General features: G+C 63.2%; 19 protein-coding genes and 2 pseudogenes. 15 read left to right on the top strand and 6 right to left on the bottom strand.

Annotation, left to right across the window (positions count from 1 at the left end; translation table 11 throughout):
* The first annotated feature begins 35 nt into the window (after positions 1–35).
* The 6 genes and pseudogenes from bcsA (at position 36) to NXT3_RS28085 (ending at position 10,112) form a co-directional block, all read left to right on the top strand.
* Complete coding sequence (gene bcsA / locus NXT3_RS28110) at positions 36–2,207, top strand: UDP-forming cellulose synthase catalytic subunit (protein WP_104841112.1); 2,172 nt, start codon at positions 36–38, stop codon at positions 2,205–2,207.
* Complete coding sequence (locus NXT3_RS28105) at positions 2,204–4,543, top strand: cellulose biosynthesis cyclic di-GMP-binding regulatory protein BcsB (protein WP_104841111.1); 2,340 nt, start codon at positions 2,204–2,206, stop codon at positions 4,541–4,543. Before bcsA ends, NXT3_RS28105 begins: the two co-directional genes overlap by 4 nt.
* The gene (locus tag NXT3_RS28100) at positions 4,540–5,583 is read left to right on the top strand and encodes a family 8 glycosyl hydrolase (RefSeq protein ID WP_104841110.1); all 1,044 of its coding nucleotides are present in this window, start codon (positions 4,540–4,542) and stop codon (positions 5,581–5,583) included. The genes NXT3_RS28105 and NXT3_RS28100 overlap by 4 nt, the downstream gene beginning before the upstream one ends.
* Positions 5,580–7,747, top strand: a pseudogene (locus NXT3_RS28095) (tetratricopeptide repeat protein). The gene NXT3_RS28100 and the pseudogene NXT3_RS28095 overlap by 4 nt, the downstream one beginning before the upstream one ends.
* A 108-nt stretch (positions 7,748–7,855) precedes the next feature.
* Entirely contained in the window at positions 7,856–8,029 is a 174-nt protein-coding gene (locus tag NXT3_RS28090; RefSeq protein ID WP_018237251.1) for a DUF1328 domain-containing protein, read from the top strand.
* Between the two features lie 70 nt (positions 8,030–8,099).
* Complete coding sequence (locus tag NXT3_RS28085) at positions 8,100–10,112, top strand: AI-2E family transporter (RefSeq protein ID WP_104841109.1); 2,013 nt, start codon at positions 8,100–8,102, stop codon at positions 10,110–10,112.
* Between the two features lie 22 nt (positions 10,113–10,134).
* Here NXT3_RS28085 and NXT3_RS32825 read toward each other — a convergent pair whose 3' ends face one another.
* Together NXT3_RS32825 and NXT3_RS32820 are read right to left on the bottom strand one after the other, a co-directional pair.
* On the bottom strand, positions 10,135–11,238 hold the full coding sequence (locus tag NXT3_RS32825; protein WP_234828261.1) for a tetratricopeptide repeat protein: 1,104 nt from the start codon (positions 11,236–11,238) through the stop codon (positions 10,135–10,137).
* 220 nt (positions 11,239–11,458) lie between these two features.
* Positions 11,459–11,815, bottom strand: a pseudogene (locus tag NXT3_RS32820) (adenylate/guanylate cyclase domain-containing protein); the annotation flags it as partial.
* 271 nt (positions 11,816–12,086) lie between these two features.
* On the opposite strand from NXT3_RS32820, the gene NXT3_RS28075 reads away from it, so the two are divergent.
* The 9 genes from NXT3_RS28075 to NXT3_RS28035 all read left to right on the top strand — a co-directional run bounded on the left by NXT3_RS28075 (position 12,087) and on the right by NXT3_RS28035 (position 21,710).
* Positions 12,087–12,299: a hypothetical protein gene (locus NXT3_RS28075; RefSeq protein ID WP_037425578.1), complete on the top strand. Its 213-nt coding sequence runs from the start codon at positions 12,087–12,089 to the stop codon at positions 12,297–12,299.
* 99 nt (positions 12,300–12,398) lie between these two features.
* Positions 12,399–13,232, top strand: coding sequence for an N-formylglutamate amidohydrolase (locus NXT3_RS28070; RefSeq protein ID WP_037425580.1), 834 nt, complete (start codon positions 12,399–12,401; stop codon positions 13,230–13,232).
* The gene (locus NXT3_RS28065) at positions 13,229–15,127 is read left to right on the top strand and encodes a flavohemoglobin expression-modulating QEGLA motif protein (RefSeq protein WP_104841108.1); all 1,899 of its coding nucleotides are present in this window, start codon (positions 13,229–13,231) and stop codon (positions 15,125–15,127) included. Before NXT3_RS28070 ends, NXT3_RS28065 begins: the two co-directional genes overlap by 4 nt.
* Positions 15,128–15,136: 9 nt before the next feature.
* Positions 15,137–16,183: a glutathione synthase gene (locus NXT3_RS28060; protein WP_037425584.1), complete on the top strand. Its 1,047-nt coding sequence runs from the start codon at positions 15,137–15,139 to the stop codon at positions 16,181–16,183.
* A gap of 138 nt (positions 16,184–16,321) precedes the next feature.
* A complete protein-coding gene (gene ytfQ, locus NXT3_RS28055; protein WP_097538914.1) occupies positions 16,322–17,284 on the top strand; it encodes a galactofuranose ABC transporter, galactofuranose-binding protein YtfQ in 963 nt (320 codons plus the stop codon).
* Between the two features lie 156 nt (positions 17,285–17,440).
* Positions 17,441–18,958: a galactofuranose ABC transporter, ATP-binding protein YtfR gene (gene ytfR / locus NXT3_RS28050; protein WP_097524683.1), complete on the top strand. Its 1,518-nt coding sequence runs from the start codon at positions 17,441–17,443 to the stop codon at positions 18,956–18,958.
* Positions 18,955–19,980, top strand: a complete 1,026-nt coding sequence (locus tag NXT3_RS28045; protein WP_097538916.1) for an ABC transporter permease — start codon at positions 18,955–18,957, stop codon at positions 19,978–19,980. The genes ytfR and NXT3_RS28045 overlap by 4 nt, the downstream gene beginning before the upstream one ends.
* Positions 19,977–20,945 carry a galactofuranose ABC transporter, permease protein YjfF gene (yjfF, locus tag NXT3_RS28040; RefSeq protein WP_104841107.1) on the top strand — a complete coding sequence of 323 codons (969 nt, stop codon included), beginning with the start codon at positions 19,977–19,979 and terminating at the stop codon, positions 20,943–20,945. The genes NXT3_RS28045 and yjfF overlap by 4 nt, the downstream gene beginning before the upstream one ends.
* 21 nt (positions 20,946–20,966) lie before the next feature.
* The gene (locus tag NXT3_RS28035) at positions 20,967–21,710 is read left to right on the top strand and encodes a FadR/GntR family transcriptional regulator (RefSeq protein ID WP_037425598.1); all 744 of its coding nucleotides are present in this window, start codon (positions 20,967–20,969) and stop codon (positions 21,708–21,710) included.
* Positions 21,711–21,871: 161 nt separating this feature from the next.
* On the opposite strand, the gene NXT3_RS28030 is transcribed toward NXT3_RS28035, so the two are convergent.
* The 4 genes from NXT3_RS28030 to NXT3_RS28015 all read right to left on the bottom strand — a co-directional run bounded on the left by NXT3_RS28030 (position 21,872) and on the right by NXT3_RS28015 (position 26,108).
* The gene (locus tag NXT3_RS28030; protein WP_104841106.1) at positions 21,872–23,023 is read right to left on the bottom strand and encodes an ABC transporter ATP-binding protein; all 1,152 of its coding nucleotides are present in this window, start codon (positions 23,021–23,023) and stop codon (positions 21,872–21,874) included.
* Positions 23,020–23,847, bottom strand: coding sequence for a carbohydrate ABC transporter permease (locus NXT3_RS28025; protein ID WP_097524687.1), 828 nt, complete (start codon positions 23,845–23,847; stop codon positions 23,020–23,022). The genes NXT3_RS28030 and NXT3_RS28025 overlap by 4 nt, the downstream gene beginning before the upstream one ends.
* Complete coding sequence (locus tag NXT3_RS28020; RefSeq protein ID WP_104841105.1) at positions 23,844–24,746, bottom strand: carbohydrate ABC transporter permease; 903 nt, start codon at positions 24,744–24,746, stop codon at positions 23,844–23,846. The genes NXT3_RS28025 and NXT3_RS28020 overlap by 4 nt, the downstream gene beginning before the upstream one ends.
* A 126-nt stretch (positions 24,747–24,872) precedes the next feature.
* Positions 24,873–26,108: an ABC transporter substrate-binding protein gene (locus NXT3_RS28015; protein WP_104841104.1), complete on the bottom strand. Its 1,236-nt coding sequence runs from the start codon at positions 26,106–26,108 to the stop codon at positions 24,873–24,875.
* Positions 26,109–26,139: the final 31 nt, after the last annotated feature.

Genomic DNA, 26,139 nt, shown 5'->3' with positions numbered 1-26,139 from the left:
CAGCGACATGAACGCCGCTGTTGGAAGGCAAATGTATGAGTAAGATCGCGACTCTTGCCGCATGGGTTGTCGTATCCCTTTGCCTGGTCACGCTCATCACGCTGCCCGTCAACATGCAGACGCAGCTGGTCGCAAGCGTCCTCGTCGTGACGTTCATGGGGCTCATCAAGCTCCTGGACGCAGGCGGCAAATGGCGGCTCATCGCGCTTGCCTTCGGCAGTGCCATGGTGCTGCGCTACGTCTACTGGCGCACGACGAGCACCTTGCCGCCTGTCAACCAGCCGGAGAATTTCATTCCGGGCTTCCTGCTTTACCTGGCGGAAATGTACAGCGTCATGATGCTCGGCCTCAGCCTGTTCGTGGTCGCCATGCCGCTTCCGCCGCGGCCCTCCCGTTCGGCGACGCCCGGGAAATACCCGAGGGTCGACGTTTTCGTGCCCTCCTATAACGAGGATGCGGACCTGCTTGCCAACACGCTCGCCGCGGCCAAGGGCATGGACTACCCGGCCGAGAAACTGACGGTCTGGCTGCTTGACGACGGCGGCACTTTGCAGAAGCGCAATTCCACCAATCTCGTCGATGCGCATCGCGCTGCCGCACGACACCGGGAACTGCAGAGACTCTGCGAGGATCTCGGCGTGCGCTACCTCACCCGCGACCGCAACGAACATGCCAAGGCCGGCAATCTCAACAACGGGATGCTCAATTCAAACGGTGAGCTGATCGCCGTATTCGATGCCGACCACGCCCCGGCGCGCGACTTCCTGCTCGAAACGGTCGGCTATTTCGAAGACGATCCGCGCCTGTTCCTGGTGCAGACGCCGCACTTTTTCCTCAACCCCGATCCGCTCGAGCGCAACCTCAGGACCTTCGAGAAGATGCCAAGCGAGAACGAGATGTTCTACGGCATTATCCAGCGCGGTCTTGACAAGTGGAACGCCGCCTTCTTCTGCGGCTCGGCGGCCGTGCTCCGGCGCAAGGCGCTGGAGGATACGAGCGGCTTCAGCGGCTTGAGCATCACCGAGGATTGCGAGACGGCGCTGGCACTGCATGGGCGCGGCTGGAACAGCGTCTATGTCGACCGCCCCTTGATCGCCGGATTGCAGCCGGCGACATTCGCGAGCTTCATCGGCCAGCGCAGTCGCTGGGCGCAGGGAATGATGCAGATCCTGATGTTCCGGTTCCCTCTGCTCAAGGGCGGTTTGTCCATACCGCAGCGCCTCTGCTACATGTCGTCGACGCTCTTCTGGCTGTTTCCGTTCTCGCGGACGATTTTCCTCTTCGCACCGCTGTTCTACCTGTTCTTCGATCTCCAGATCTTCACCGCCTCCGGCGGCGAATTCCTCGCCTATACGCTCGTCTACATGCTCGTGAACCTGACGATGCAGAACTACCTATACGGATCGTTCCGCTGGCCCTGGATATCCGAGCTCTACGAATATGCGCAGACGGTTCATCTGCTGCCGGCGGTGGTTTCGGTTCTGCTCAACCCGCGCAAGCCGACGTTCAAGGTGACGGCAAAGGACGAGTCCGTCCTCAAAAGCCGGCTTTCCGAGATCAGCCGGCCCTTCTTCATCATCTTCGCCGTGCTCCTCATCGCCACGGCGCTCGCCATCTACCGGGTCTATACGGAGCCTTACAAGGCGGACATTACCCTCGTCGTCGGCGGCTGGAATCTCCTCAATCTCATCATGGCGGGCTGCGCGCTCGGGGTCGTTTCCGAGCGGGGTGAAAAGGCAGCCTCGCGGCGTGTGAAAGTCAGCCGCCGCTGCGAATTTTCCTTCGGCGAGCAAACCTATCCGGCAACGATCGAGAATGTTTCGGCGCATGGGGCGCGAGTCCAGGTCTACGGCTTGCCCACCGACGAACTGCTGATCGATGTCAGGGGGCAGATCCGGTTCCAGCCCTATAGCGGCGACGGTACCTTCGAAACGCTGCCGGTCTCGATCAGGAACATCGAAACCGAGGGCGATCTGACGATCGTCGGCTGCCGCTATCTGCCGGAAATCGCCCGCCACCACAGTCTCGTCGCCGATCTTATCTTTGCGAACTCGCAGCAGTGGAGCGAGTTTCAGCGCCTGCGGCGCGGTAATCCGGGCCTGGTGCGCGGCTCTCTCTGGTTCCTGTGGCTCGCCCTTTATCAGATGAGCCGCGGCCTGATTTACTTCTTCCGCAGCATCAAGGCCGAAGCGGGAGCGGGCAAATGAAACGCGTGCTCGCTCTCCTGATGGCTTTCTTGGCCGGCTCGCCGGCGGCTGCACAGCCCTCCCCCTTCGACATGTCCGGGGAGCGCCCTGCCGAACAGCGTGCCGCACCGCCGGTGGAAGAGGCGCCGCAAAGACGAGATGCGGCGCCAAGCTCCGGCAGCCCCAAGGCGGTCTCGCCCCGCCCGGCGGCAGCGCCGTTCCGGCGCTTCGTCCTGCCGTTTCCGACCTTGTCGCTCGCCGGCGAAGCGGACGAGCGCGCCTGGTCCCTCTATCTCACGCCGGCGCAGGCGCAAGCCGGCCGCAGGCTGACCTTTGCCTATCAGAACGCAATCGTCGTTGCGCCCGAGGCATCCGTCCTGTCCGTCCTGGTGAACGGCAAGCTTGTCGGCGAAGGAGCGGTGCAGGCAGCCGACGGGCCGCACGAGCGCAGCTACGACATTCCCGCCGGCCTGTTGCGTACCGGCGAGAACGAGATCCGCTTCCGCGCGCACCACCGCCATCGAACGGACTGCACGATCCAGTCGACCTACGAACTCTGGACAGAGATCGCCTCGGAGAGCGCCTTCATCACATTCGAGGGTGAGGAGCCCCGAGCACTGACCGCAATCGAAGACATTCAGGCCGTCGGCACGAACGAGACCGGGCGAACCCAGTTCAATATCGTGGCGCCCGCGCTGGAGCAGCCGAGCCGCGTACCGGTGCTGATGCGGCTGGCGCAGGGCGTCGGCCTACTCGGGCGCATGCGGTCCCAGTCCATCGTCTTCAGCCGCATCATGCCGGAGCTCGGCAAGCCCGGCGAGCTGACGATCGTTGCCGGAACCGCAACGGAACTCCAGCCCCTGCTTCCCTCGCTGCCCGCCGAGGCGGCGACCGGCACGATTGCCGCCTTCGCGGAAACCGGGACGGCACATGCGCCGGTTCTTGTCCTCAGCGGCCCCGATTGGACAGCCGTGGCGGCGGCGATCGAAACGATCATCGCCGCCACGGAGCAACCCTCGAACATCCCGCGCGACGTCATCAAGACGGAGCGCTGGCGGCTGCCGCAAACGCCGCTGGTGTTTTCCGGCAAGCGGCTGCGCTTTTCCGAACTGGGCGTCGCGACGAGCGAGTTCTCCGGCCGGCGGTTCCGGACGGCCCTCCAGGTGGCGATCCCATCCGATTTCTATGCCGACGCCTATGGCGAGGCCACCATCCTTCTCGATGCCGGCTATACGGAGGCGGTCCGTCCCGGAAGCCGGATCGACGTCTATGTCAACGGCAACATCGCCACGACGGTCGCCCTGGAAGCGTCGGCGGGCGGGATCCTTGGTCACCTTCCGATCAATGTGACGCTGCGGCATTTCCGGCCCGGTGCCAATCTCATCGAGCTCGAAGCGGTCCTGCTGACCGAAGCCGACAAGACATGCGCGCCCGGGACGCCGGCTTCTTCCGAACCGCGCTTTGCCCTGTTCGACACGTCTGAATTCGCGATGCCCGATTTCGCCCGCATCGCACGGCGCCCGGACCTCGCGGCAACGTCCGGCTCCGCCTATCCCTATCGCGGCAGCGCCGATCCGGTGGCACTCTACATCGACAGAGCCGACCCCGACACGCTTTCCGCGGCTGGCACCTTTATCGCGAAGCTGGCCGTCGCCGGCGGACGGCCGATGCAGATCGAAACGATCGCCGATCCGCTGGTGGCCGACGGCAGGCAAGCGCTGTTCATCGGCGCCATGCCGCAGCTGCCGAAGATGGTGCTGACGCAGGCCGGGATCGACCCGGTCAGCCAGGCCTCCTGGGGGAGCGCGAAGGACGTTGCCCAGGGGCGCAACACACAGACGGCGCTGGACGAGTGGCAGACGCGGCTGAAGGGGGGCGGCTGGCGGAGCGCCATTATCGATTTCGAAAGCTGGCTCAAGGAGAATTTCGACATTTCCTTGAATTCGCTGCGACTGATACCGGAGGCCGAGGCGCCTTTCGTGCCGCCGAAAGCGGCGACTCTGCTGGTGGCACAATCGGCCAATCCGGCCGAGAACGCCACCTGGACAGTGGTTGCAGCTCCTTCGCCGGCATTGCTGCGCGAGGGGGTGGCGGCGATCGCGGACACGTCGCGATGGAGCGAAGTGTCGGGGCACATCGCGGTCTACGACCCCGTCGACGACAAGGTGAGCGCCACGCCGGCCCGCCGCTTCAGACTCATCGAGACGCAGCCGCCGTCTTTCTGGAACTACCGGCTGATCGCCGCGAACTGGCTTTCGACGAACATTCTCTTCTATGCGGTACTGCTCGTCAGCCTTGCAGTCGTGCTCGGACTGGCCACTGCCGTGCTGCTCGGTAAACTGGGGCGCCGAACATGAAATACCTGTTGATATTCGCGCTCCTTCTGGCAGCGCTGGTCGGGCCGGTCGGAGCGGATGAAAGGCAGGCAAGCGTGAAAGCCGACGCCTGGGCGCAGTACAAGTCGAAGTTCCTCGATCCGAGCGGGCGCATCCTCGACGACGTCAATGGCAATGTCAGCCACAGCGAGGGACAGGGATATGGCCTGCTTCTTTCGTTCCTGGCAGACAAACCGGCCGATTTCGAGCAGATCTGGTCCTTCACCCGTCGCGAGCTTCTGTTACGCGACGACGGGCTTGCGGCCTGGAAATGGAGTCCGGACAACGATCCGCATGTTACCGACATCAACAACGCGACCGACGGCGACATTTTGATCGCCTATGGCCTGGCGCTCGCTGCCGAGCGCTGGGGCCGCAGCGATTATTCGCAGGCGGCAGCCACGATCGCCAAGGCCATTCTCGACAAGACCGTCGTCAAACATGGCGGGCGCACGCTGCTATTGCCCGGCGTCGCGGGATTTTCAGCCGCCGACCGGGACGATGGCCCGGTCATCAATCCCTCCTATTGGGTGTTCGAAGCACTGCCCGTGCTCGACCGACTCGTCCCTTCGCCGAAATGGCAAGAGCTCGGGGCAGACGGCAAGACGATGATCCAGGGCATGAAATTTGGACCGCAGGACATGCCGGCCGATTGGGTAAGCGCCAAGACCACACTCAAGCCGGCCGCCGGATTTCCGCGAGAGTTCGGTTTTAACGCTCTGCGAATTCCCCTTTACCTCGTGCGCGCCGATCAATCAGATCGGGAGTTTCTCTTGCGGCTGCAACGTGGGATCTCTGGGCCGCAAGGCGAGCTTCTGACCCGCGATCTCGAAAGCGGAGCGGTGCGCGCGACGCTGACGGATCCGGGTTATCGAATTATTAACCATATTCTGGCCTGTGTGCTCGAAGGCACGAAGATGCCAGAGGACGCCAAGGCGTTCCAACCGACGCAATACTACCCTTCGACCCTGCACCTGCTGGGGTTGTCTTTCGTGGAGGAAAAGCATCCGGAGTGCTTATGAAGTTTCCAGTCATAGCCTTCGCAGGGGTCACCGCAACGGTGATCGGAATCGCCGGCTTCGCCGACGGTAACCATCTGCGCAAGGGCTTGGGAGACCTCATCGCCAGTGCCGCACCGGAACCGGCCGTGCCCTTCGGTAACGTCGACGACAGCCGGAAGGGCGCGAGAGAGCCGGGTTCGCGCGTTGTCGCCCAGGCTGAGACGCCGTCCGAAGCGGAAACCCCTCCGCCTGACGAACCGGCAGCCGTGGACGAATCGGCGCTGCGCTATTTGCCAGCCAGGGCGACACGGCCCGCCTGCAGGCGGAGATTTCGCGTCTGAGAGCGCTCTATCCCAATTGGACCCCTCCCGAGGATCCCCTGGCAGTTCCGCGCAACGAGGACGTGCAGCTCGAAGCCATGTGGCAGCTCTATGCGGAAGGCCGCTACGCCGAGGTGCGCAAGGCGATCGCCGACCGGAGATCGAGAGAAGCCGGTTGGCAGCCGCCCGCCGACCTCCTTGAGCGCCTCGATGTCGCCGAGGCCCGGGCAAGGCTCGTCAATGCATCCGATCTCAAGCAATACGAGACTGTCATTCAAGTCGGGGCGAGCACGCCCATCCTGCTCACCTGCAGCGAGGTTGACGTGCTTTGGCGCGTCGCCGAAGCTTTTGCGGAAACGAAGCGCCAAGGACGGGCGCGCGACGCCTATCTCTACATCCTGAAGAATTGCGACAGCGGACCGGAGCGGCTCGCGACGCTGCAGAAGGCAGCAGCTCTCCTGCCCTATGCCATGGTCCAGGAACTGCTTTCCTACGAGAAACCCAACGCATCAGGCACGCTGGAGTTCGAAAGCATCCGCGACGACCTCGCCCGCCGCTTCGTTGCCGAGGGTGAAGACGACGCGACGCTCGCCGTCGACCCGAAATACCTGCAGCGGGTCGAACGGCTGGTCGAGACGCAAGGAACGGCATCGGACGCGCTGCTGCTCGGCTGGTATCACCTGCGCCGCAAGAACATGAGCGCGGCGGAGCAATGGTTCAGGCGTGCGCGCGAGAAGCAGGATTCCGCCTCCGCCTCGCAAGGCCTGGCGCTCACCTTGATCGACCGCAAGGCGCCGGAAGAAGCCGAGAAGGTGCTCTATCCCTGGCGGGATGCTTCGGCCGACGCTCGCGCCACCTATATGGCCGCAACCGCCAATCTGCTGGCAATGGAACCGCCGGTGATTCTCACCGGCGAAGTCCTTCAACGCATAGCGCAGGAGACCATCAAGGCGCGCGATCCGGCCACTGCGCAGCAGTTCGGCTGGTATGCCCGCACGCTGGGGCAGCCGCAGACGGCCCTTCAATGGTTTTCGACGGCGCTCAGTTGGAAACCGGATGACGAGCCGTCGGCCTATGGTCTGGCGATCACCCGCCATCAACTTGGCGACACCGCCGGCACGGCCGAGATCCAGCGGCTTTGGGCGGGCCGTTCGGAGCGGATCGCTCGTCTGGGAGAGCCGGAGAAGCCGGCGGAACCCGCTCAGCTGCCGGCTCCGCCGGTGCTGCAAGGCGCAAAGCCGAACGTAGCGGCAGGCGGTCAGCCAGCCGACGCCGTTGTCCGCCGACAAGGCGGCTTGCCCGCGCGGGTCGGCACCGCGCCGCGTCAGGTCGTGCGAAGGACGATAGCCTGCCGCGAGACCCTCGACCCGAGCCGCCTGTCGCCGCAGGCGGCGTTGGCACGGGGATGGTGCCTGATGGACATGAATCGTCCGCTTGAAGCCGTCCAAGCCTTCGAGGTTGCGCTTCGCGCCCCCGCTTCCGCCGTGAGGGAGGATGCCGCCTACGGTCAGAGCCTGGCCTATCTTCGCGCCGGACTGACAAGCAAGGCGGCCGTCGCCGCGACGAAGTCGCCGCAAAGCCGTGCCCGCGTGGCCGAACTGCAGACCGCCATCCTGGCAGACCGGGCAATCGCCGCCTTCGACGCCGGCCGCTACCGAGAAACCCTGATATTCCTCGATCAGTTGCGGCGGATTTCCACGGAGCGTACCGACCTGATGGTCCTGCGCGGCTATGCCTATCTCAACCTCAACCGCTTCGCGGAAGCGAAGCGCATCTTCGAAGCCGCCGCGGCAACCGGTAACCGGGACGCGCGGCGGGGCCTCGCCGATGTCAGCAGGGAACAGGAGATCTGGCCGAACAAGTAGCAGGCGATTGCTCCTCTACAGCGACTCCGATTTTTCGGGCCGCTACGCTAGGCTTCGTCCATCGCCGCTCTACTTGCTTAGGAGGACGCTACGAACAAAGGTTGCGCCATGCTCAAGTGGGCTCTCATTTTCCTGGTCATATCGCTGATAACGGGCTTCCTCGGTTTTTCCGGCATCTCCGCGGCGACGGCCGGGATCGCCAAGATCCTGTTCTATCTGGCGCTCGCCATATTCCTGCTCTTCCTGATCCTTGCCCTGCTCGCCGGCAGCGCCGTGGTGTAGGCCTCATCTTGCCCAAGGCCCTTCGGAGATGCACAAAGCAGTCTGATGGTTTTGGGGGCATAGGGATAAGATGCTGAGGTTTTCTCGGAGAGCCGATCAGGATCAGGTCAAGGCCGGCAGCCGATCGTTGCAGATCGCTTTCGCGCCAGCGTCGTCAGCAATCGCGCAGCCTTCCCGGCTTCCAACGCTTGCCGCGACGGCGGCGACGGTGGCCGTTCTTTATTTCGCCAGCGAAGTGTTTCTGCCGCTTGCGATCGCGATCCTGCTGACATTTGCGCTGGCACCCGTGGTTTCGCGGCTCAGAAGAGCCGGCTTGCCGCGCTCGGTCGCAGTTATAGTCACCGTCGCGACAGCCTTCCTGTTCCTCTCCGCATTCAGCGTCATCCTGGCCGTGCAGGTCAGCGAAGTGGCGCAGAATCTCCCCACCTACCAGTACAACATCATCGAGAAGATCAGGGTTCTGAAGGAGGCGGGCTCGGAAAGCCAGATCTTCGACCGCATCAGCCGCGTCGTGGAAAGGATCAGCACGGAGATCAGCCGGCCGAGGCCCGAAACGCCCGTATCCCCTGCACCGGAACCCGGGCAGAAACCGCTTCTTGTAGAGATATTCTCTCCTGAACGCCCGATCGAAACGCTCAGGAATATCATCAATCCCCTGCTCGGGCCTTTGGCCACGACCGGTCTCGTCATCGTTGTCGTGATCTTTATGCTCTTCGAAAGAGAGGATCTGCGCGACCGCTTCATCCGGCTTGTCGGTTATGGCGATCTGCACCGCACGACCGAGGCACTGCAGGATGCCGCCGCGCGTGTCGGCCAGTATCTGCTCATGCAGCTGGTGGTGAACATCACCTACGGGATACCGCTGGCGGTCGGCCTCTGGTTGCTCGGCATACCCAATGCGATTCTCTGGGGAATGCTCGCTATCGTGCTGCGTTTCGTCCCCTATATCGGCCCCGTCATCGCCGCTGTCCTTCCGCTGTTTCTCGCCTTCGCCGCCGCTCCGGGTTGGAGCCTGCTGTTCTGGACGGCGGCTCTCTTCATTGTCCTGGAACTGCTAAGCAACAATGTCGTCGAGCCCTGGCTCTACGGTTCGCGGACCGGCCTTTCGCCGCTCGCGATCATCGTCGCGGCGATTTTCTGGGCCTGGCTCTGGGGGCCGGTCGGCCTGGTGCTGTCGACGCCGCTCACCGTTTGTCTTGTCGTGCTCGGCCGCCATGTCCCGCAGTTCGAATTCCTCGAAATCCTCTTGGGCAACGAGCCGGTGCTGGACCCCAAGGAACGGCTCTATCAACGACTGCTGGCCGGCGATCCGGACGAGGCGACCGACAACGCCGAAGAAATGCTCGAGGAGAAATATCTCGTCGAATTCTACGACACGGTCGCAATTCCCGCCCTGCTGCTCGCCGAGCACGACCGCACCCGTGGCGCTTTGTCCGAGCCGCAGGTGGCTCAGATAGCTCAAAGCGCCCGCACGCTTGTCGCCAATCTCGAGGAAATCGCCGCCGAAGAGGAAGAAGAGGACGAGGAGGATGAGGCCGGCGAAAATAACGGCGAAGGAGACGATCAGAGCGACGACTATGACTTGCCACTCGGAGACGGAAAATCCGTCCTCTGCATCGGCGGACGCAGCGAACTCGACGATGTGACGGCGGCGATGCTCGCCCAGGTCATCCGCGTCCAAGGGGCGGATGTCGCTGCCGCCAGCCATGACGACCTGAAGCCCGGGACCATTCGGGCGCTGCCCTTCCCGGGGCGCAACGCGATTCTCGTGACTTTCCTCGATCAGGATTCACTTCGCCATGCGAAATTCATCGTGCGCCGGCTGAAACGCCTCACGCCGATCGCCCGCATCGGCATCGTGCTGTGGCGGGAAGACGGCACGCCGATCGCCGAACTGGTCGAAGAGCTGCAAGCCGATTTCGTTGTCTCTGTGATCTCCGACGCCGTCCGTGAGGCGCTTTCCGAGGAGGTGGCGCGGCCATTGAAGGCCGTGCGCGCGAAGATTGCCCGCCGCCACCAGGCGCGCAGGCGGCGTGGTTCGACTGCGGAGAAAACGGCTCCCGCCGGCCAGGACGCGGTATAGACCGCATCCTCCGGATCACGGCTCAGGCAGCGCAAGAAGCCGCGTCACGCGACGCCGGCAGACCAGCGGCGCGGGTTCGTTCGACCAGCGCCCCCAATATGCCCTTGCCCTTGAAAAGCTCCTGGCCAATCAGATACTCGGCCGACAGTGAGGGGTCTAGGGCGAGCGCCTGGGCCACGAGTTCAGCCCCGCGCGCTGTCTCACCGCGAGCCATGCGCGCCGCGATCCGATAGAGATAGGTGCGGCGCGTCTGGAACGGCAGCTTGTGGGCCACTTCGAACATGTCCTCAAAACGATCGAGCGCGTAAAGAGCCGCTACCCGCTCCTCGGTGATCCAGACGGGGAGAAACGGATCCAGTGTTTCGGCGCGATCGAGGAGTTCGAGCGCCCGCAAGGGCTCGCCGGCGAACAGGTAGAAAGCCGCGCAGCGGCCGACTGTGTAGGCGTCGTTCGGCGCCAATTCGATCGCGCGTTCATGGTGGAAGCGCGAGGCGACGAAATCGCCGCGCTTCATTTTGATCGCGCCCATGATGCGGTGGGCCTCGGGATCGGTGGGGTCCAACTCCAGGGCATGGGCCGTCTGCAGTTCGCCGGCCTCGAGATCAAAGCTCGGCAACGAACTCCACGAGCAAACTTGCATGGCGAAGGGGCGCCCGAAGCCCGGATCCGCCTGCATCGCCTTTTCGAACCAGCGCATCGCCTCATAGAGATGCAGGTCGGCGACGCCCGCCAGCCGGTGATGGTCGAGACCTCTGAGATAATGCTCATAGGCGGACATGCTCTCCGGCCGTTTGAGGCGTGCGGCCGCGAGTTCTGACTGCTCGATCCGACCCGAAACGGTGGCGGCGACCCGCGCAGTGATCTCGTCCATGATGTCGAGGACCTCTTCGAAGGGACGCTGGATGCGATCGGACCAGAGTAAATGCCCCTGCCCCGTTTCGATAAGAGAGATATTGACGCGCACCTGGGCGCCGCTCTTGCGCACCGAGCCGGCGACCACGTAGCGCACGCCGAGCATCCTGCCGATTTCGACGGGATCGGCTGTCCGAAGCACGCTTGATGCGGATCTCGACGTTACGAAAAGGCTTTTCAGCCGGCTGAGCTCGAGCGTTAGGTCGTCTGTCATCCCTTCGGCAAGAAAAGTCTGGTCCTGATCGGCGGACGCTGCCGTGGCAAACGGCGTCACCACGACCTGAATTTGGCCGCACCGCAGATGGCGGTGCGGCACGGGTGGGGGCAATCTGAAAGCGATGGCGGTCCATCGCTGCCCCGACGCGGTAGATGCGAACAGGTTCGGACACGCCCTTCAACTGTCGCTCTCCGACGGCTTCGAACGCGCAGGGCGAAACACGGCGAACATGATCGTAGAGTTGTCCGGAAACTTCGATCTCGCCCGGCTCGGCTGACGCCTCTATCCGTGCAGCGACATTGACGCCATCGCCGCGCAGATCCTCGCCGACGACGACCACGTCGGCGAGATGCAGGCCGAAGCGCATGTCCTGCGACGAAGTCCGGGGCACGGCCGCGATCGCTCCGCGCATCTCCATGGCGGCACGCAGCGCGTTGACCGGGCTGGAGAATTCCGCGAGGACGGCGTCGCCCGCCGTATTGAAGACCCGGCCCTCGAAGCGGGTTACGATCTCTCCAATGATGGTCATGCAATCGACCAGGCGCGCGATCGTCTGCTCCTCGTCGTGCTCCATCGCCGACGTGGAGGCGACAAAATCGCCGACCAGAATGGCAGCCAGTTTCCGCTACATCTCGCTGTTCCCTGCACGGCTCAAGGAAAGCGCGAATGATAGCATAGCGGTCCGCAAAGCGCCTAATCCGGCCCGCCGGACGATCCGCGCAGAAACTCGCATCCGCAGAGCAAAAAGCGTATAAACTTCATAGCTGTGTCCCGGGAGCGTCCAGAAGCCGGGAACGTTCCGAGGGCGCTGGCGTTCTGAACCGGGAAGAACGTGGAGTAAAGCCATGGAACAGATGAATGCGCGCAAGCTGGCGGACGAATATCTGCGCCTCGGCGGCCACCGCCGTGTGGTCATCGACGACAACGTGACGTCGATCCGGAATTGGGAGCCGGAGCCGGACGAGGCCGAGGCGTTCTGGAAGACCAATGTCGAAACGCTCAGCCCCGAGCGGCAGCGGGAAGTAGAGCTCTTCCTGCCCACGATCAATCGCGCGTAAGAAGACTGGTCTTCCTCCAACATTTGGAACCGAAAAACTTTGTTCGGGATTGTAGCTGGCGAACGCCATCCATCGACGGGCGGATGCGGCAGCGGAACCATGGACATGAACATCGCTCAGGAAGTCACCGACTTGACGCTCGCAGCCGCCGGCGAATGGTGGACGCAGCACCGCGGCCAGTCGCCCGTCGTCGCAACCGCCATCCACAACGGCCACGCGATGCGTGACGCAGCCAAGCGCCTCTGCGGGCTTACCGAGGAAGAGCGCCTCCGCGAGGAGGACCCCTTTACCGAGTTCATCATCCGCGACGTGCCGAACCGGATCGTCGTTCACCGGTCCCGTTTCGAGGTCGATCTCAACCGGCCGCGCGATGGCGCAATCTACCTGCGGCCGGAACAGGCCTGGGGTCTCAACGTCTGGACTGGCGAACTGCCGAGCGAGATCACCGAGGCGTCGCTCGCCATGCACGACGAATATTATGCGATGCTGAAATCCTATCTCAGCGGCATCGAGCGCTGCCACGGGCGCTTCGTCGTCCTTGACGTGCACAGCTACAACCACCGTCGCGCCGGCCGCGAGGCGGAGCCGACGTTCGCGGCTGAAGCGCCGGACGTCAATATCGGCACCTTTTCCATGGACCGCAAGAAATGGGCGCCGCTCGTCGATCGCTTCGTGGAAGCGATCCGGTCCTTCGACTTCCCCGGCGGCCGCCTCGATGTCCGGGAAAACATCGCCTTTCAGGGCCGCGGATACCAGACGCGCTTCATCCACGAACAGTTCCCGCAGACGGGCTGCGCCATCGCCGTGGAGTTCAAGAAGATCTTCATGGAGGAATGGACCGGAGAACCATTCGCCGAGACGCTTCGCGCGCTCCGGCAACTGCTCGCCTCGACGCTGCCGGCCCTCGCCGACGCCCTGGAGGCGGAGCGATGAAGTCGGCAAGCGCACCCCTCGCTGTGAGAGCGGGGCAGCCGAATTGGCTGACCGAAGCGCTCGCGGCAATCGAAGCGGGCAAGGCGGTGCGGAAGGAACTGCCGGACGGAGGCCGGCTTCATATCGATCGAGCCCTGCCTTTTCTCTGCGTCCATGTCTCGGACGTCGGCCATGCTCCCGTCGCGCGCGAAATCACCCAGGCGAACGCTTCCTATCTTCTCGCGCCGGACAGCCCGACCGCCGACCTGATCGTCTCTGCCGTCGGGGCTCTCTTAGAACGCCGCTTCGGTGCCTTCATGGTGCTCGAAATGGGGGAACTCGCTTCTGACGAGTTGCTCACCGACAAGGAACCGTTTCTGCCGCCCTTCACGATCGAAGTGACGGCGGAAAAAACCGGACCCATTCGTGCAGCCGCACGTGCCTTCATCGCAGCCATCGAGGCGATCCAGGTCAAGTTCCGCACGCCGCGAGTCGAAGTCCACAACTGGCCGGGAGACGGGCGAACCGCGGCCGGGGCGCTCGACATCCCCTTCCCGTCGATGCGCGTGCGCTTTGCGCCGGTCTACCGCCAGCAGGAGTCGGGCAACATCTACCCGGAGCTGCGCGAGCGTCTCGTCGCTGCGATCTTCGATGCCGGCCTGCACGCCTTTTCGGCTTTTGCCACTTCGACGGGGAGCCTGACCGCCCCCACGCATCGCGCCCTGGGGCGGAAGGCCTTTGTCGACGCGGTCGTGCGCACCGACCGCTGCATCGACGAAGTGGCCTCGACTTTCGATTTCCTGCTTGCCGTCACGCCGATCAACGCCGAGGCCGCCTGGAGCGAGTTTGCCGCCAGCGGTTTCGATCGCACGCCGCGCTTCCTCTATCGACCCTTGACGCTGCAGGTGGAGGCGGCCAAGCGAAAGCTCTTTTCCATTTCCTTCGAGCATCTCGAGGATCCGGTGCTCTACCAACTGTACCGGGAGAAGCAGCAGGAGCTCGATCTGCAACTCTCGATCCTTTCCGCACGGGAAACGACAAAGTTCATCGAATTCGGCCGAGCGCTTTACGGTCCCGTGGAGGCCGAGCTCCTGCGCGTGGCCGAGACCATCCTTGGCGTCAGCGACAGCGGCGCAAAGAAGAGCCGCCATTCGGCATCGGCGATCCGACCGCCGGCGGATTGCCACTTCGTCGAAAGACGCGCGCGCGAAATGATCGCCGAGTATCAGCGCCGCTGCAGTGACTTCGAAGCACGCGTCGAAGTGCGGGATGACCTGCCCTCCGGCTTGCTCGTATCGGGCAGGCGATTGCTGATCTCGCGGAGCACCCTGATGCCGATCGATCGCGTCGAAGCGATCCTCAGCCACGAGATCGGCGTTCATCTGCTGACCTATTTTAACGGCTCGGCCCAGGGGTTGCGCCTGTTTCGCTCGGGTCTTGCGGGATACGAGGGCATGCAGGAGGGGCTGGCGGTCTTTGCGGAATATCTGTCCGGCGGGATGACGAGCGAACGGCTGCGCCTGATCGCCGCACGCGTGATTGCCTGCGCCGCCATGCTCGACGGGGCCTCGCTGCCGGACACCTATTGGCTGCTCGCGCGTGAGCGCGGCCTGCCGGAGGCGGATGCCTTCAACGTCGTGTTGCGCGTCTATCGCGGCGGCGGGCTGGTCAAGGACGCAATCTATTTGCGGGGGCTCCTGCAACTGCTTCACCATCTGGCCGAGGGCGGAGCGCTCGAGCCCTTCTGGATGGGAAAGATCGCGGCCTCGCATTTCCGGGTCATGCAGGAGCTCAGTGCCCGCGGCCTGATCGGGGCGCCGGCGGTGCGCCCCATGTTCATCGACCATCCGCAAACCCCGGCGCGACTTGAGAGGGCGCGATCGGGAATGTCCCCGCTCGATCTCTTGGACAGTTAGGAGACGCCCATGCGCATCGCCTTTTTCGTCAACTCCATCGAGGGCGAGGCAACGTATTACACGACGACGTCGCTGGCGTTGGCGGCGCTCTCCCGCGGCCACGAGGTCTGCTATGTCACGCCGGGAGACTTCGTGCTCCGCCCGGACGACAGCCTGCTCATCCGCGCAACGACCCTGACCGGCTCCAAACCGAAGAAGCCAGAAACGCTGCTCGCGAGCCTCAGAAGCGCTCAGGAGAAGGTGACCACCATGGAGATAAGCGAGATCCAGGTGCTCTTCCTCAGAAACGATCCCTCCGAGGACGCTGACCGGCGCCCCTGGGCCGTCTATGTCGGGACCAATTTTGGACGCTTGGCCGCGGCCCGGGGCGTCATCGTCGTCAACGACCCCGACGGCTTGGCGCTGGCGCAGAACAAGCTCTATTTCCAGGGCTTCCCGGAGGTCGTGCGACCGACGACGATGATCTCCAGGAGCATCGAGGAAATCCGCGCCTTCATCGACGACCATCCGGACGGCGTGATCCTGAAACCGCTGCAGGGATCCGGTGGCAAGAACGTATTCAAGATCCGCTCCAAGGACGAAGCCAACCTCAACCAGATCTTCGAGGCGGCGAGCGGAACCGGATACCTGATCGCCCAGAACTATCTTCCGGAGGCGGTCGGCGGCGACATTCGGCTTTTCCTGATGAACGGACGGCCGCTCGAGCGCGAAGGCGTCTATGCCGCCTTCCGACGCGTACCGGCAAAGGGCGATGTCCGCTCGAACCTGCACGCCAGCGGCACCGCCGAACCGGCGACCGTCACACCGGAAATTCTCGCCATAGCCGAAAAGCTGCGGCCCAAACTGATCGAGGACGGTATGTTTCTGGTCGGACTCGATATCGTCGGCGACCGTGTCCTGGAAGCCAATGTCTTCACCCCGGGCGGCCTGCCCGAAATCGAAGCGGCGCACGGGGTCGATTTCGGCGAGGACATCGTCATGGCGCTGGAGGAGAAGGTGCGGCTGCAGCAGCTCTATCAGGGCGCGCTCCCCAACCGCACGCTGGCGACACTTTGAGAAGGTACCAGGCCCACAATTTGCGGATGAATCCACAAGAACAAAAACAGTTGCATTCAAATGTGAGTTTACAAAAGTAATATTATATGATTTTTTCTCCACAGCTGCATCGAGAGCAGCTTTCTTTGGGAGGAAATCATGAAATTCGTGAAGGCACTTGCTAGTGCAACGATCCTTGCTGCCTGCACTTTCGGCAGCGCTTCGGCCGCCGAGCTCGTCGTCGGCTTTTCCCAGATCGGATCGGAATCCGGCTGGCGCGCCGCGGAGACGACGCTGACGAAGCAGCAGGCCGAACAGCGCGGCATCGACCTCAAATTTGCCGATGCGCAGCAGAAGCAAGAAAACCAGATCAAGGCGATTCGCTCCTTCATCGCCCAGGGCGTCAACGCCATCCTTCTCGCGCCGGTCGTCGCCACCGGCTGGGATGAAGTCCTGCAGGAAGCCAAGGATGCCGAAATCCCGGTGATCCTGCTCGACCGCACCGTCGACGCACCGAAGGAGCTTTATCTGACGGCAGTGACTTCGGACCTCGTGCATGAAGGCAATGTCGCCGGCAAGTGGCTCGTCGATACCGTGGCGGGCAAGCCCTGCAACGTCGTCGAGCTTCAGGGCACGACCGGCTCCTCGCCCGCCATCGACCGCAAGAAGGGCTTCGAAGCGGCGCTCGCCGGCAAGGACAACCTGAAGATCGTCCGCAGCCAGACCGGCGACTTCACCCGTACGAAGGGCAAGGAAGTCATGGAAAGCTTCCTGAAGGCCGAGGACGGCGGCAAGAACATCTGCGCACTCTACGCCCATAACGACGACATGGCCGTCGGCGCGATCCAGGCGATCAAGGAAGCCGGCCTGAAGCCGGGCAAGGATATCCTCGTCGTCTCGATCGACGCCGTTCCGGACATCTTCCAGGCCATGGCCGCCGGCGAAGCCAACGCCACGGTCGAACTGACGCCGAACATGGCCGGCCCGGCCTTCGATGCGCTTGCTGCCTATCTGAAGGACGGCAAGGAGCCGGCAAAGTGGATCCAGACGGAATCGAAGCTCTACACCCAGGCCGACGATCCGATGAAGGTCTATGAGGAAAAGAAGGGCCTCGGTTACTGATCTCGCTTGCGGCCCACGCGATCCGCTCGCGTGGGCCGACAATGTTCCATGGCGTCTCACCGGTCGTCGCGGAAAGAACGCCTGATCCTTGGCGAGGAATGGCGCGCGACGCCCCGATACGGCAACGCGCCGCCTTCCGGTGCAGAGACAGTTTCCATGCAGACCAGCAACGACAATATTCTCTCGGCCGTCCGCATCGAGAAGGGCTTTCCCGGAACGAAGGCGCTAGACAAGGTCGACTTTCACCTCAGGCGCGGCGAGGTCCATGCGCTGCTCGGTGAAAACGGCGCCGGCAAATCGACGCTCATCAAATGCCTGACCGGCGCCTATCGCAGGGACGGCGGCAGCATCCTCCTTGACGGTGCCGAAGTCGACCCGCGCGATACCTTCGACGCCCAGCGGCTCGGCATCGGTACCGTCTATCAGGAGGTCAATCTCCTGCCGAACCTGACCGTCGCGGAAAATTTGTTCCTCGGCCGCCAGCCGCGCCGCTTCGGCATGGTCGATACGCGCACCATGAACCGCAAGGCCCGTGAGCTGCTTGCCGAATACGAGCTCGACCTTGATGTCACCCGCGACCTCGCAAGCTATTCGGTGGCGATCCAGCAGGTCGTGGCGATCGCCCGCGCCGTCGATCTGTCCGGCAAGGTGCTGATCCTCGACGAGCCGACGGCGAGCCTCGACGCGCACGAGGTCGCCATGCTCTTCCGCATCGTCCGGCGCCTCAAGGCGCGCGGCCTCGGCATCATCTTCATCACCCACTTCCTCGAACAGGTCTACGAAATCTCCGACCGCATCACCGTGCTCCGCAACGGTCAGCTGGTCGGTACGCGCGAAACGTCCGACCTCAACCGGCGCGACCTGATCGCCATGATGATCGGTCGTGAGCTCGCAGCCGAGATTCATTCTGCGCGCGTCGAGACCGCCGAGGGCCGGATGCGTTACCGGTTCAGGAATTACGGCCGCCGCGGCCGCATCAATCCTTTCGATCTCGACGTCCGCGCCGGCGAGGTGGTCGGTATCGCCGGCCTGCTCGGCTCCGGACGCACGGAGACGGCGGAGGTGCTCTTCGGCGCCCATCGCGCCGACAGCGGCAGCGCGGAAATCGACGGCCAGACGGTCGATCTGTCGTCGCCGCGGGCGGCGATCCGCCACAAATTCGGCTTCTGCCCGGAAGACCGCAAGACGGCCGGTATCGTTGGCGATTTGTCGGTGCGCGAAAACATCGTGCTGGCGCTGCAGGCAAGGCGCGGCTGGACGCGGCCGCTCTCGCGCGCCGAACAGAACCGGCTGGCCGACCAGTACATTCGAGCGCTCGACATCCGAACCGCCGACCGCGAGAAGCCGATCAAGCTCTTATCCGGCGGCAACCAGCAGAAAGCGATCCTCGCCCGCTGGCTTGCGACCGAACCAGAATTCCTGATCCTAGACGAACCGACCCGCGGCATCGATGTCGGCGCGCATGCCGAGATCGTCAGGCTGATCGAGAGCCTGCGCGAGAAGGGCCTATCGCTGATTGTCATCTCGTCCGAAATCGAGGAACTGGTCGCCTATAGCTCCCGCGTCGTCGTGCTGCGCGACCGCAGCCACGTCGCCGAGCTCGGCGGAGACCGTATTACAGCGCATCAGATCGTCGAAGCGATCGCAGCGGCAAACGAGCGGGAGGCATCGTGACATCGATCGTGCGAACCTATCTTGGCAGGCTGCTGCCGCAATTGATCGCTCTGGCAATCATCATCGCGGCGATTTCAATCATTTTTCCCGGTTTCCTCAACCTGCAGATTCAGAACGGCCGGCTTTACGGCAGCCTCATCGATATCCTCAACCGCGGCGCGCCCGTGGTACTACTGGCGATCGGTATGACGGTCGTCATCGCCACCAAGGGCATCGATCTCTCGGTCGGCGCCGTGATGGCGATCTGCGGCGCGGTCTCCGCCTCGCTGATCACCTCCGGCCATTCGCTGGCCGAAACGCTACTCGTCACCCTTGCCGTCGGCATCCTCTGCGGGGTTTGGAACGGCATTCTCGTCGCCGTCCTCGATATCCAGCCGATCATCGCCACCCTCGTGCTGATGGTCGCCGGGCGCGGCATCGCCCAGCTCATCACCGAGGGCGCCATCCTCACCTTCAACGATGCCGGCCTCATTTTCATCGGTAGCGGCTCCTTCCTGGGCCTGCCGATGCCGGTCGTCATCTGGCTGGTCTTCGGCATTCTCGTCGCGCTCGTCGTCCGGCAGACGGCGCTCGGCATGCTGGTCGAGGCAGTGGGCGTCAACAGGGAGGCGAGCACGCTCTCGGGCGTCTTCACGCCGGTGCTGCTGATTGCGGCCTATGTCCTTTCCGGCCTGTGCGCGGCGATCGCCGGCGTCATCGCCGCCGCCGATATCAAGGGGGCCGACGCCAATAATGCCGGGCTCTGGCTGGAGCTCGACGCGATCCTTGCGGTTGTGGTCGGCGGCACGTCGCTGCTCGGCGGCCGGTTCAGCATCGCCGCATCGGTCCTCGGCGCCGTCATCATCCAGGCGATCAACACCGGCATTCTCCTGTCGGGCTTCCCGCCGGAATTCAACCTGATCATCAAGGCGGCGATCATCGTCTTCATCCTGGTGCTGCAGTCGCCGCGTTTCCGGACCGCCTTCACCTTCGTCAGCATGCCACGCGCAGCCGGCAAACCGACCGAGCGAGAAGCAAAATGAAGCAGAGATATCTTCCGCTTACGGCGACGATCCTCATCTTCCTTCTGAGCTACGCGCTCTGTGCCGCGCAATACCCGAACATGCTTTCGACGCGGGTGATCGGCAATCTGCTGACCGACAACGCATTTCTCGGCATCGCCGCCGTCGGCATGACCTTCGTCATCCTTTCCGGCGGCATCGATCTCTCGGTCGGCGCGGTGATCGCCTTTACCGGCGTCTTCCTTGCGGTCGTGCTCGAACAGACCAGCATCCATCCGCTCGCCGCCTTCGTGCTGGTGCTCGCCATCACGACGCTCTTCGGGGCGCTGATGGGCGCAATCATCCATCATCTCGAAATGCCGGCCTTCATCGTCACCCTTGCCGGGATGTTCCTCGCCCGCGGCATGGCCTTCGTGCTGTCGATCGATTCCATTCCGATCAAGCACCCCTTCTACGCGACGCTGAAGAGCCTCTATTTCAAGCTGCCTGGCGGCGGGCGCATCACACTGATCGGCGGCCTGATGCTGCTCGTCTTTGCCGTCGGCATCCTTATCGCCCACCGCACCCGCTTCGGGACGAATGTCTACGCCCTTGGCGGCGGCACGGCGACGGCCAAGCTCATGGGCGTGCCGGTCGCCAGCACGACCGTCAGGATCTACGCGCTGTCGGGGCTCCTGGCCGGACTTTCCGGCATCGTCTTCTCGCTCTATACCTCGGCCGGCTATTCCCTTGCCGCCGTCGGCGTCGAGCTCGATGCGATCACTGCGGTCGTCATCGGCGGAACGCTGTTGACCGGCGGCTCCGGCTTTGTTGCCGGCACGCTCGTCGGTATCTTCATCCAAGGCCTCATCCAGACCTACATCACCTTCGACGGCACCCTTTCGAGCTGGTGGACCAAGATCCTGATCGGCCTGCTGCTCTTCGCCTTCATCCTCCTGCAGAAGGGGATCATCCGCCTCTCCCGCCCTGATCGGCAGCACGCATGACGAGGTGGAGGGCCGCCTAAAATGCCGTCGTCGGGTTTCGGCCACCAACCGGGCAAGCGGACCAGCCATCGGCTCGTCGTTGACGAGCTTGGCCAGGCGATCGTCTCCGGTCACTTCCCCGTCGGGGAAACGCTACCCGGCGACACTGAACTCGCGGCACGCTTCAACGTCTCCCGCACGGTCCTACGTGAAGCGATGAAGACACTGGCCGCCAAGGGCCTCGTCGTGGCCCGGGCGCGGATCGGCACGCGCGTCATGCCGCGGGCCAACTGGAACCTGTTCGACGGCGACGTGCTCACCTGGCATTTCAGCGCGGGCGTCGACGAGGAGTTTCTGCGCCATGTCAGCGAAGTGCGCCTCGCCCTCGAGCCCTATGCCGCAAGCCTCGCGGCCCGCCGCGCGACTGATGCGGACATCGCCTGGATGATGCGGCTTGCCGTGGCCATGGGGGATGCGGGCCATAGTGGCCAGACGCTGGCGAAAGCCGATCTCGATTTTCACCTACGGCTGCTGGAAGCCTCGCTCAACCCTTTCATGCGGTCGGTCGGAAGCCTGATCGAAGCCGCACTCGTGGGTGTCTTCCGGCTGACCAGCCCCTCGGCGGACGACAGCGAAATCGACCGGGTCGCCTTGGCGCATATCCGCATCGTCGAGGAAATCGGCCGCCGCAACGAGGAAGGCGCCCGCCATGCCATGGAGCACGTCATCCGGGTGGGGCAGGAACGGCTGATCCTCGACCTCAGGGCACGGGAGAACTTGGCGTAAGTTCGCAGGCGCCCTGGGCGGGCCGCCCCTCATCCGGCCTGCCGGCCACCTTCTCCCCGCAAACGGTGCGAAGGAGACTCGCGGCCCGCTCCGGTGCAAATCGCCCTCTCTTCAAAGCGAAGAGCGGACACTGGACGGGCGCGGCTTGCCCCTTCTCCCCGTCAAAACGGGGAGAAGGTCGCGGCAGCGGGATGAGGGGCAGCGCGCGGCACAAATCGGAGGTTCGCGCGACCGCCTTCCCCTTCGATCCGCGTTCCCGTTTCCGCATCGAACAGATGCAGTTGCTGCGGATTGATCGCAAGGCCGATGACGTCGCCGCTTTTCACCTCTCCGCGTCCGGTTTCGACGACGGTCAATTCGGGCTGCGTCGCGGCAGTGACGTAGGTAACCGAGCCGGTCGATTCGACAATGCCGACCGGGACATCGAATGCCCCTTCGCCGGGGGCGACGATTCGGACATGCTCCGGGCGGATGCCGACGGTGACGGCGAGGCCGGGTGCGAGGCGCGAGTCGAGCGCCAGCCGCGCCCGCGTACAGCCGAAATCGAGGACCGCATCCTCGCCGCCCTCCCCGACGATCGCCGGGATGAAATTCATCGCCGGCGATCCGATGAAGCCGGCAACGAAGCGGTTGGCAGGTTTGTCATAGAGGTCGAGTGGCCGCCCCTGCTGCTCGATCACGCCGTCGCGCATGACGACGACGTGGTCAGCCATGGTCATTGCCTCGATCTGATCATGAGTGACATAAACTGATGTGGCATGCAGCCGATCGTGCAGCGCCCGGATCTCCTTGCGCATGTGGACGCGAAGGGCTGCGTCGAGGTTCGAGAGCGGCTCGTCGAACAGGAAGGCCTTTGGATGGCGGATGATGGCGCGGCTCATCGCAACGCGCTGCCGCTGACCACCCGACAGCTCCCGCGGATAGCGCTTCATCAGGTGCGAAAGGCCCGTCGTCGCCGCCACCTCTTCAGCTGCCTTGCGGGCCTCCGCCTTTTTTACGCCGCGAATGCGCAGGCTATAGGTGAGGTTCTCCTCTACGGTCATGTGCGGGTAGAGCGCATAGGACTGGAAGACCATCGCGACGTCGCGCTTGCGCGGCGGAACGTCGTTCATCCGCTGGCCGGCGATCTTCATCTCGCCGGTCGAGATCTTCTCGAGGCCGGCGAGCGATCGCAGCAGGGTGGACTTGCCGCAGCCCGACGGGCCGACGAGGGCGACGAAGGTACCCTCCTCTATCGCAAGTTTGATGTCCTTCAGCGCATGAAAGGCACCATAATATTTGTTGACGCCGTTGAGCTCGATCTGGAGGGTCATTTGAGGGCTCCCGAAGTGAGGCCGGAAACGATGCGGCGCTGCAAGAGGACGAAGACGGCGAGGACAGGCGTCACATAGATCGTGGCATAAGCCATGATGTTGTTCCATTCATTGGTGTTCGGCCCCATGAACGAGTTGAGACCGACGCTCGCCGGCTGCAGTTCGACCGCCTGGATCATCGATTTCGAATAGACGAACTCGCCGAAGGCCTGCATGAAGATCAGAATGGCGCTAACAAGGATGCCGTTTCTTGCAAGCGGCAGCACGATGTTGAAGAACGCGCCGATGCGTGAATTGCCGTCGACCAGCGCCGCCTCCTCGAGTTCCATCGGCACACTCATGAAGGTAGCCCGTACGAGCACGACGAAGAACGGCATGCTCTTTGCGGCGATCGCCAGAATGACGGCAAGCCGCGGCGTGTCGAGCAGGCCGAATTGCGAGAAGCCAACGAAGATCGGCGTCACCATCAGCGAGGCCGGCAGCACCTGAAGCATCAGGATCAGGAACAGTCCGATGTCCACCCAGACATTGCGGTAGCGCGCCAGCACATAGGCGCAGCCGACGCCGAGCACCGCGATCAGCGAAACGGCGCCGAAGGCGATGACCAGCGAGTTCCACAGGTAGCGTCCCATATTGCGGCTTTGCCAGACGAACTCGTAGATGTTCCATTGGGGATCGCTCGGCAGGAATTTCGGCGGCGTTGCGAACATCGCCGAACCGGTTTTCAGCGCAGTGATATACATCCAATAGAGCGGGAAAAGGTAGATGGCCGCCAGAACGAGCGCGACGGCAAACATCAGCCGATTGCGGAAATCGTCGGTCATCCTCGGACCTCGTGGCGGGTGGAGCGCACATAAACAATGGAAGCGAGCATCACGAAGACGATCATGATCACCGAGATCGTCGCCCCCTTGGCAAAGTCGTATTGCCGGAATGAAAGGTCCCAAGCCCAATACTGCGTCACGTTGGACGAGTTGTTCGGCCCGCCCGAGGTAATGCCGGCGAAGAGGTCGAACTGCTGCAGAGTGAAGATCAGGCCGAGCGCGATGATTGCGCCGATCGTCGAACGCATCATCGGCAGGGTGATCGTGAAGAAGCGCTGCAATGCGTTCGCTCCATCGAGCTCGGCCGCCTCGAAAAGGTCCTTCGGTATGCCCGACAAACCGACCGAAAGAAGGATCATGTTGAAGGAGGTGCCGAGCCAGATATTGGCGATGATCACCGCCCAGAGCGAATAGTGCGGATCGGAGCGCCAGAAGATATTGCCTTCGATGATGCCTATCTCCCGCAGGAAGAAGTTGAGCACGCCGAAATCGCCGGAAAGGATCCAGTTCCAGATGGCGCCGACGACCAGACCGGGCATCACCCAGGAGACGAGAAAGAGGCCGCGCATCCAGGACGCTCCTGGAAAGTTCATCCAGAAGAACAGGGCGAGGGCGAAGCCGATGAGGAACTGGCCGGCGATCGAAGCGCTGACGAAAAGCGCGGTATTGACGAGGATGGGCCGGGTTTCGGGTTGCGAGAACAGGTCGACGTAATTCTTGAAGCCGACGAAAGGCCGGGCGAAGGTGCCCAGGCTAAACATGTCCACTTCCTGGAAGCTCATCAAGACGTTGTAGACGAGCGGCAGCCCGGACATGACGAACAGGAAGGCGAGCGGTAGCAGAACGAGGCCGATGTCGAAGCCTTTTCCGTCCGTGACGCTGGCTAGTATTTTCTTCATTGGCTATCCCCCATCCCCGGAGGCGATCTCGGCCGAAGCCGCAGATCGCCTCTCTCGGGAGGAAACTCGAGGCGGATGCAATGACCCGCCGACGAATGCGCCGCCCGCGGGAGCGGCGGACGCTAGTCAGCCCAGAACCGACTTAATCTTTTCGGCAGCCTGATCGAGCGCGTCCTTGGAACTCATCTGGCCGGTCAAGGCCGCCTGGATAGCGTCCTGGATAGCCTTGGAGATCTTCGGCCACTCCGGATGCGGACCGCGCGGCTTGGCGTATTTCAACTGTTCGAGGAATACCTTGAGCGCCGCGTCCTTGAGCGGTTCGCCGCCGGTCGGCGGAATAGCGATATCGGAGCGGGCCGGCAACTGCCCAAAATCCTTGAACATCCTATCATCCTGCGAAACGAAGTATTCCAACACCTTGAAAGCTTCTTCCGGATGCTTGGTGCTCGAGAAGATCGCCCAGTTGAAGTCACCCATGGCAGAGGAGCGCTCGGCGCCCACTTGCGGCACCGGCAGCAGTGCGACGCCCCAGTCGAACTTCGCCTCCTTGATCATGCGGTCAAGTTCCCATGGGCCGGAAATCGCCATCGCCGCATTGCCCGAGTTGAATGTGCCGGTCGAATCCCATTGGCCGCGCGTAAGCGTATCGGGAGAAGCGAGCTTCTCGTCGAGAATGGTCTTCCAGATCTCGAGCGCCTTCACCGCACCCTCGGAGTTGATGTTGTCGTAGCTGGTGCCGGCCATCTGCGCCCAGGGCAGAAACTGGAAGGTTCCCTCCTCGTTTGCCTTGGCGGAGAAGGCAAGGCCGTATACGTTCGCGGCCGGGTCGTTCAGCTTGCGCGCCGCCTCCACCAGTTCGTCCCAGGTCTGCGGCGGCTTGTTCGGATCAAGGCCTTTCGCCTTGAACATGTCCTTGTTGTAGTAAAGCGCGATCGTGTTGGTCGCCTTCGGAATGCCGTAATACTTGCCGTCCCAAGTCACCGAGGCGAGCGGTCCTGGAAAATAGTTCTCCGGCTTGACCACCGAGGATTTCGCGATCATGTCGGTGAGATCGAGAAAGGCGCCGCGCGAGGAGAAGAGCGCGTGTTCGGGATTATCGACCGCGATGATATCCGGCGCCTGTCCGGTTGAATAGGCGCGCATTGCCTCGCTGACCACGTCATCAAACTGGATCTGCCGATATTCGACTTTAATTCCCGTGTTGAGTTTGTTGAAATCTTTTATCAAGTTCGGCGCCGGCTGGATGTCCCTGTCGAGCGACCAGACGCTAATGGTCACATCTTCCGCACTTGCGGACAAGGCCGGCAAGGAAAGGCTGGCAAGGGCGAATGCGCCCAGCATTGCATATCTGCTGATACCCATGGTCTCCTCCTCTCAATCGTTGACCCGCGGC

Origin of the sequence: Sinorhizobium fredii, assembly GCF_002944405.1 — a bacterium.
GTDB classification, from domain to species: Bacteria; Pseudomonadota; Alphaproteobacteria; order Rhizobiales; family Rhizobiaceae; genus Sinorhizobium; species Sinorhizobium fredii_C.
Note: the sequence above shows the minus strand (reverse complement) of the source record. Positions and strands in the feature narration are given on the sequence as shown.

What these genes read in the sequence shown, in the direction of transcription:
- bcsA (WP_104841112.1), top strand. Translation starts at nt 36, where the DNA reads ATGAGTAAGATCGCGACTCTTGCCGCATGGGTTGTCGTATCCCTTTGC.
- NXT3_RS28105 (WP_104841111.1), top strand. Translation starts at nt 2,204, where the DNA reads ATGAAACGCGTGCTCGCTCTCCTGATGGCTTTCTTGGCCGGCTCGCCG.
- NXT3_RS28100 (WP_104841110.1), top strand. Translation starts at nt 4,540, where the DNA reads ATGAAATACCTGTTGATATTCGCGCTCCTTCTGGCAGCGCTGGTCGGG.
- NXT3_RS28090 (WP_018237251.1), top strand. Translation starts at nt 7,856, where the DNA reads ATGCTCAAGTGGGCTCTCATTTTCCTGGTCATATCGCTGATAACGGGC.
- NXT3_RS28085 (WP_104841109.1), top strand. Translation starts at nt 8,100, where the DNA reads ATGCTGAGGTTTTCTCGGAGAGCCGATCAGGATCAGGTCAAGGCCGGC.
- NXT3_RS32825 (WP_234828261.1), bottom strand. Translation starts at nt 11,238, where the DNA reads ATGACAGACGACCTAACGCTCGAGCTCAGCCGGCTGAAAAGCCTTTTC.
- NXT3_RS28075 (WP_037425578.1), top strand. Translation starts at nt 12,087, where the DNA reads ATGGAACAGATGAATGCGCGCAAGCTGGCGGACGAATATCTGCGCCTC.
- NXT3_RS28070 (WP_037425580.1), top strand. Translation starts at nt 12,399, where the DNA reads ATGGACATGAACATCGCTCAGGAAGTCACCGACTTGACGCTCGCAGCC.
- NXT3_RS28065 (WP_104841108.1), top strand. Translation starts at nt 13,229, where the DNA reads ATGAAGTCGGCAAGCGCACCCCTCGCTGTGAGAGCGGGGCAGCCGAAT.
- NXT3_RS28060 (WP_037425584.1), top strand. Translation starts at nt 15,137, where the DNA reads ATGCGCATCGCCTTTTTCGTCAACTCCATCGAGGGCGAGGCAACGTAT.
- ytfQ (WP_097538914.1), top strand. Translation starts at nt 16,322, where the DNA reads ATGAAATTCGTGAAGGCACTTGCTAGTGCAACGATCCTTGCTGCCTGC.
- ytfR (WP_097524683.1), top strand. Translation starts at nt 17,441, where the DNA reads ATGCAGACCAGCAACGACAATATTCTCTCGGCCGTCCGCATCGAGAAG.
- yjfF (WP_104841107.1), top strand. Translation starts at nt 19,977, where the DNA reads ATGAAGCAGAGATATCTTCCGCTTACGGCGACGATCCTCATCTTCCTT.
- NXT3_RS28035 (WP_037425598.1), top strand. Translation starts at nt 20,967, where the DNA reads ATGCCGTCGTCGGGTTTCGGCCACCAACCGGGCAAGCGGACCAGCCAT.
- NXT3_RS28030 (WP_104841106.1), bottom strand. Translation starts at nt 23,023, where the DNA reads ATGACCCTCCAGATCGAGCTCAACGGCGTCAACAAATATTATGGTGCC.
- NXT3_RS28025 (WP_097524687.1), bottom strand. Translation starts at nt 23,847, where the DNA reads ATGACCGACGATTTCCGCAATCGGCTGATGTTTGCCGTCGCGCTCGTT.
- NXT3_RS28020 (WP_104841105.1), bottom strand. Translation starts at nt 24,746, where the DNA reads ATGAAGAAAATACTAGCCAGCGTCACGGACGGAAAAGGCTTCGACATC.
- NXT3_RS28015 (WP_104841104.1), bottom strand. Translation starts at nt 26,108, where the DNA reads ATGGGTATCAGCAGATATGCAATGCTGGGCGCATTCGCCCTTGCCAGC.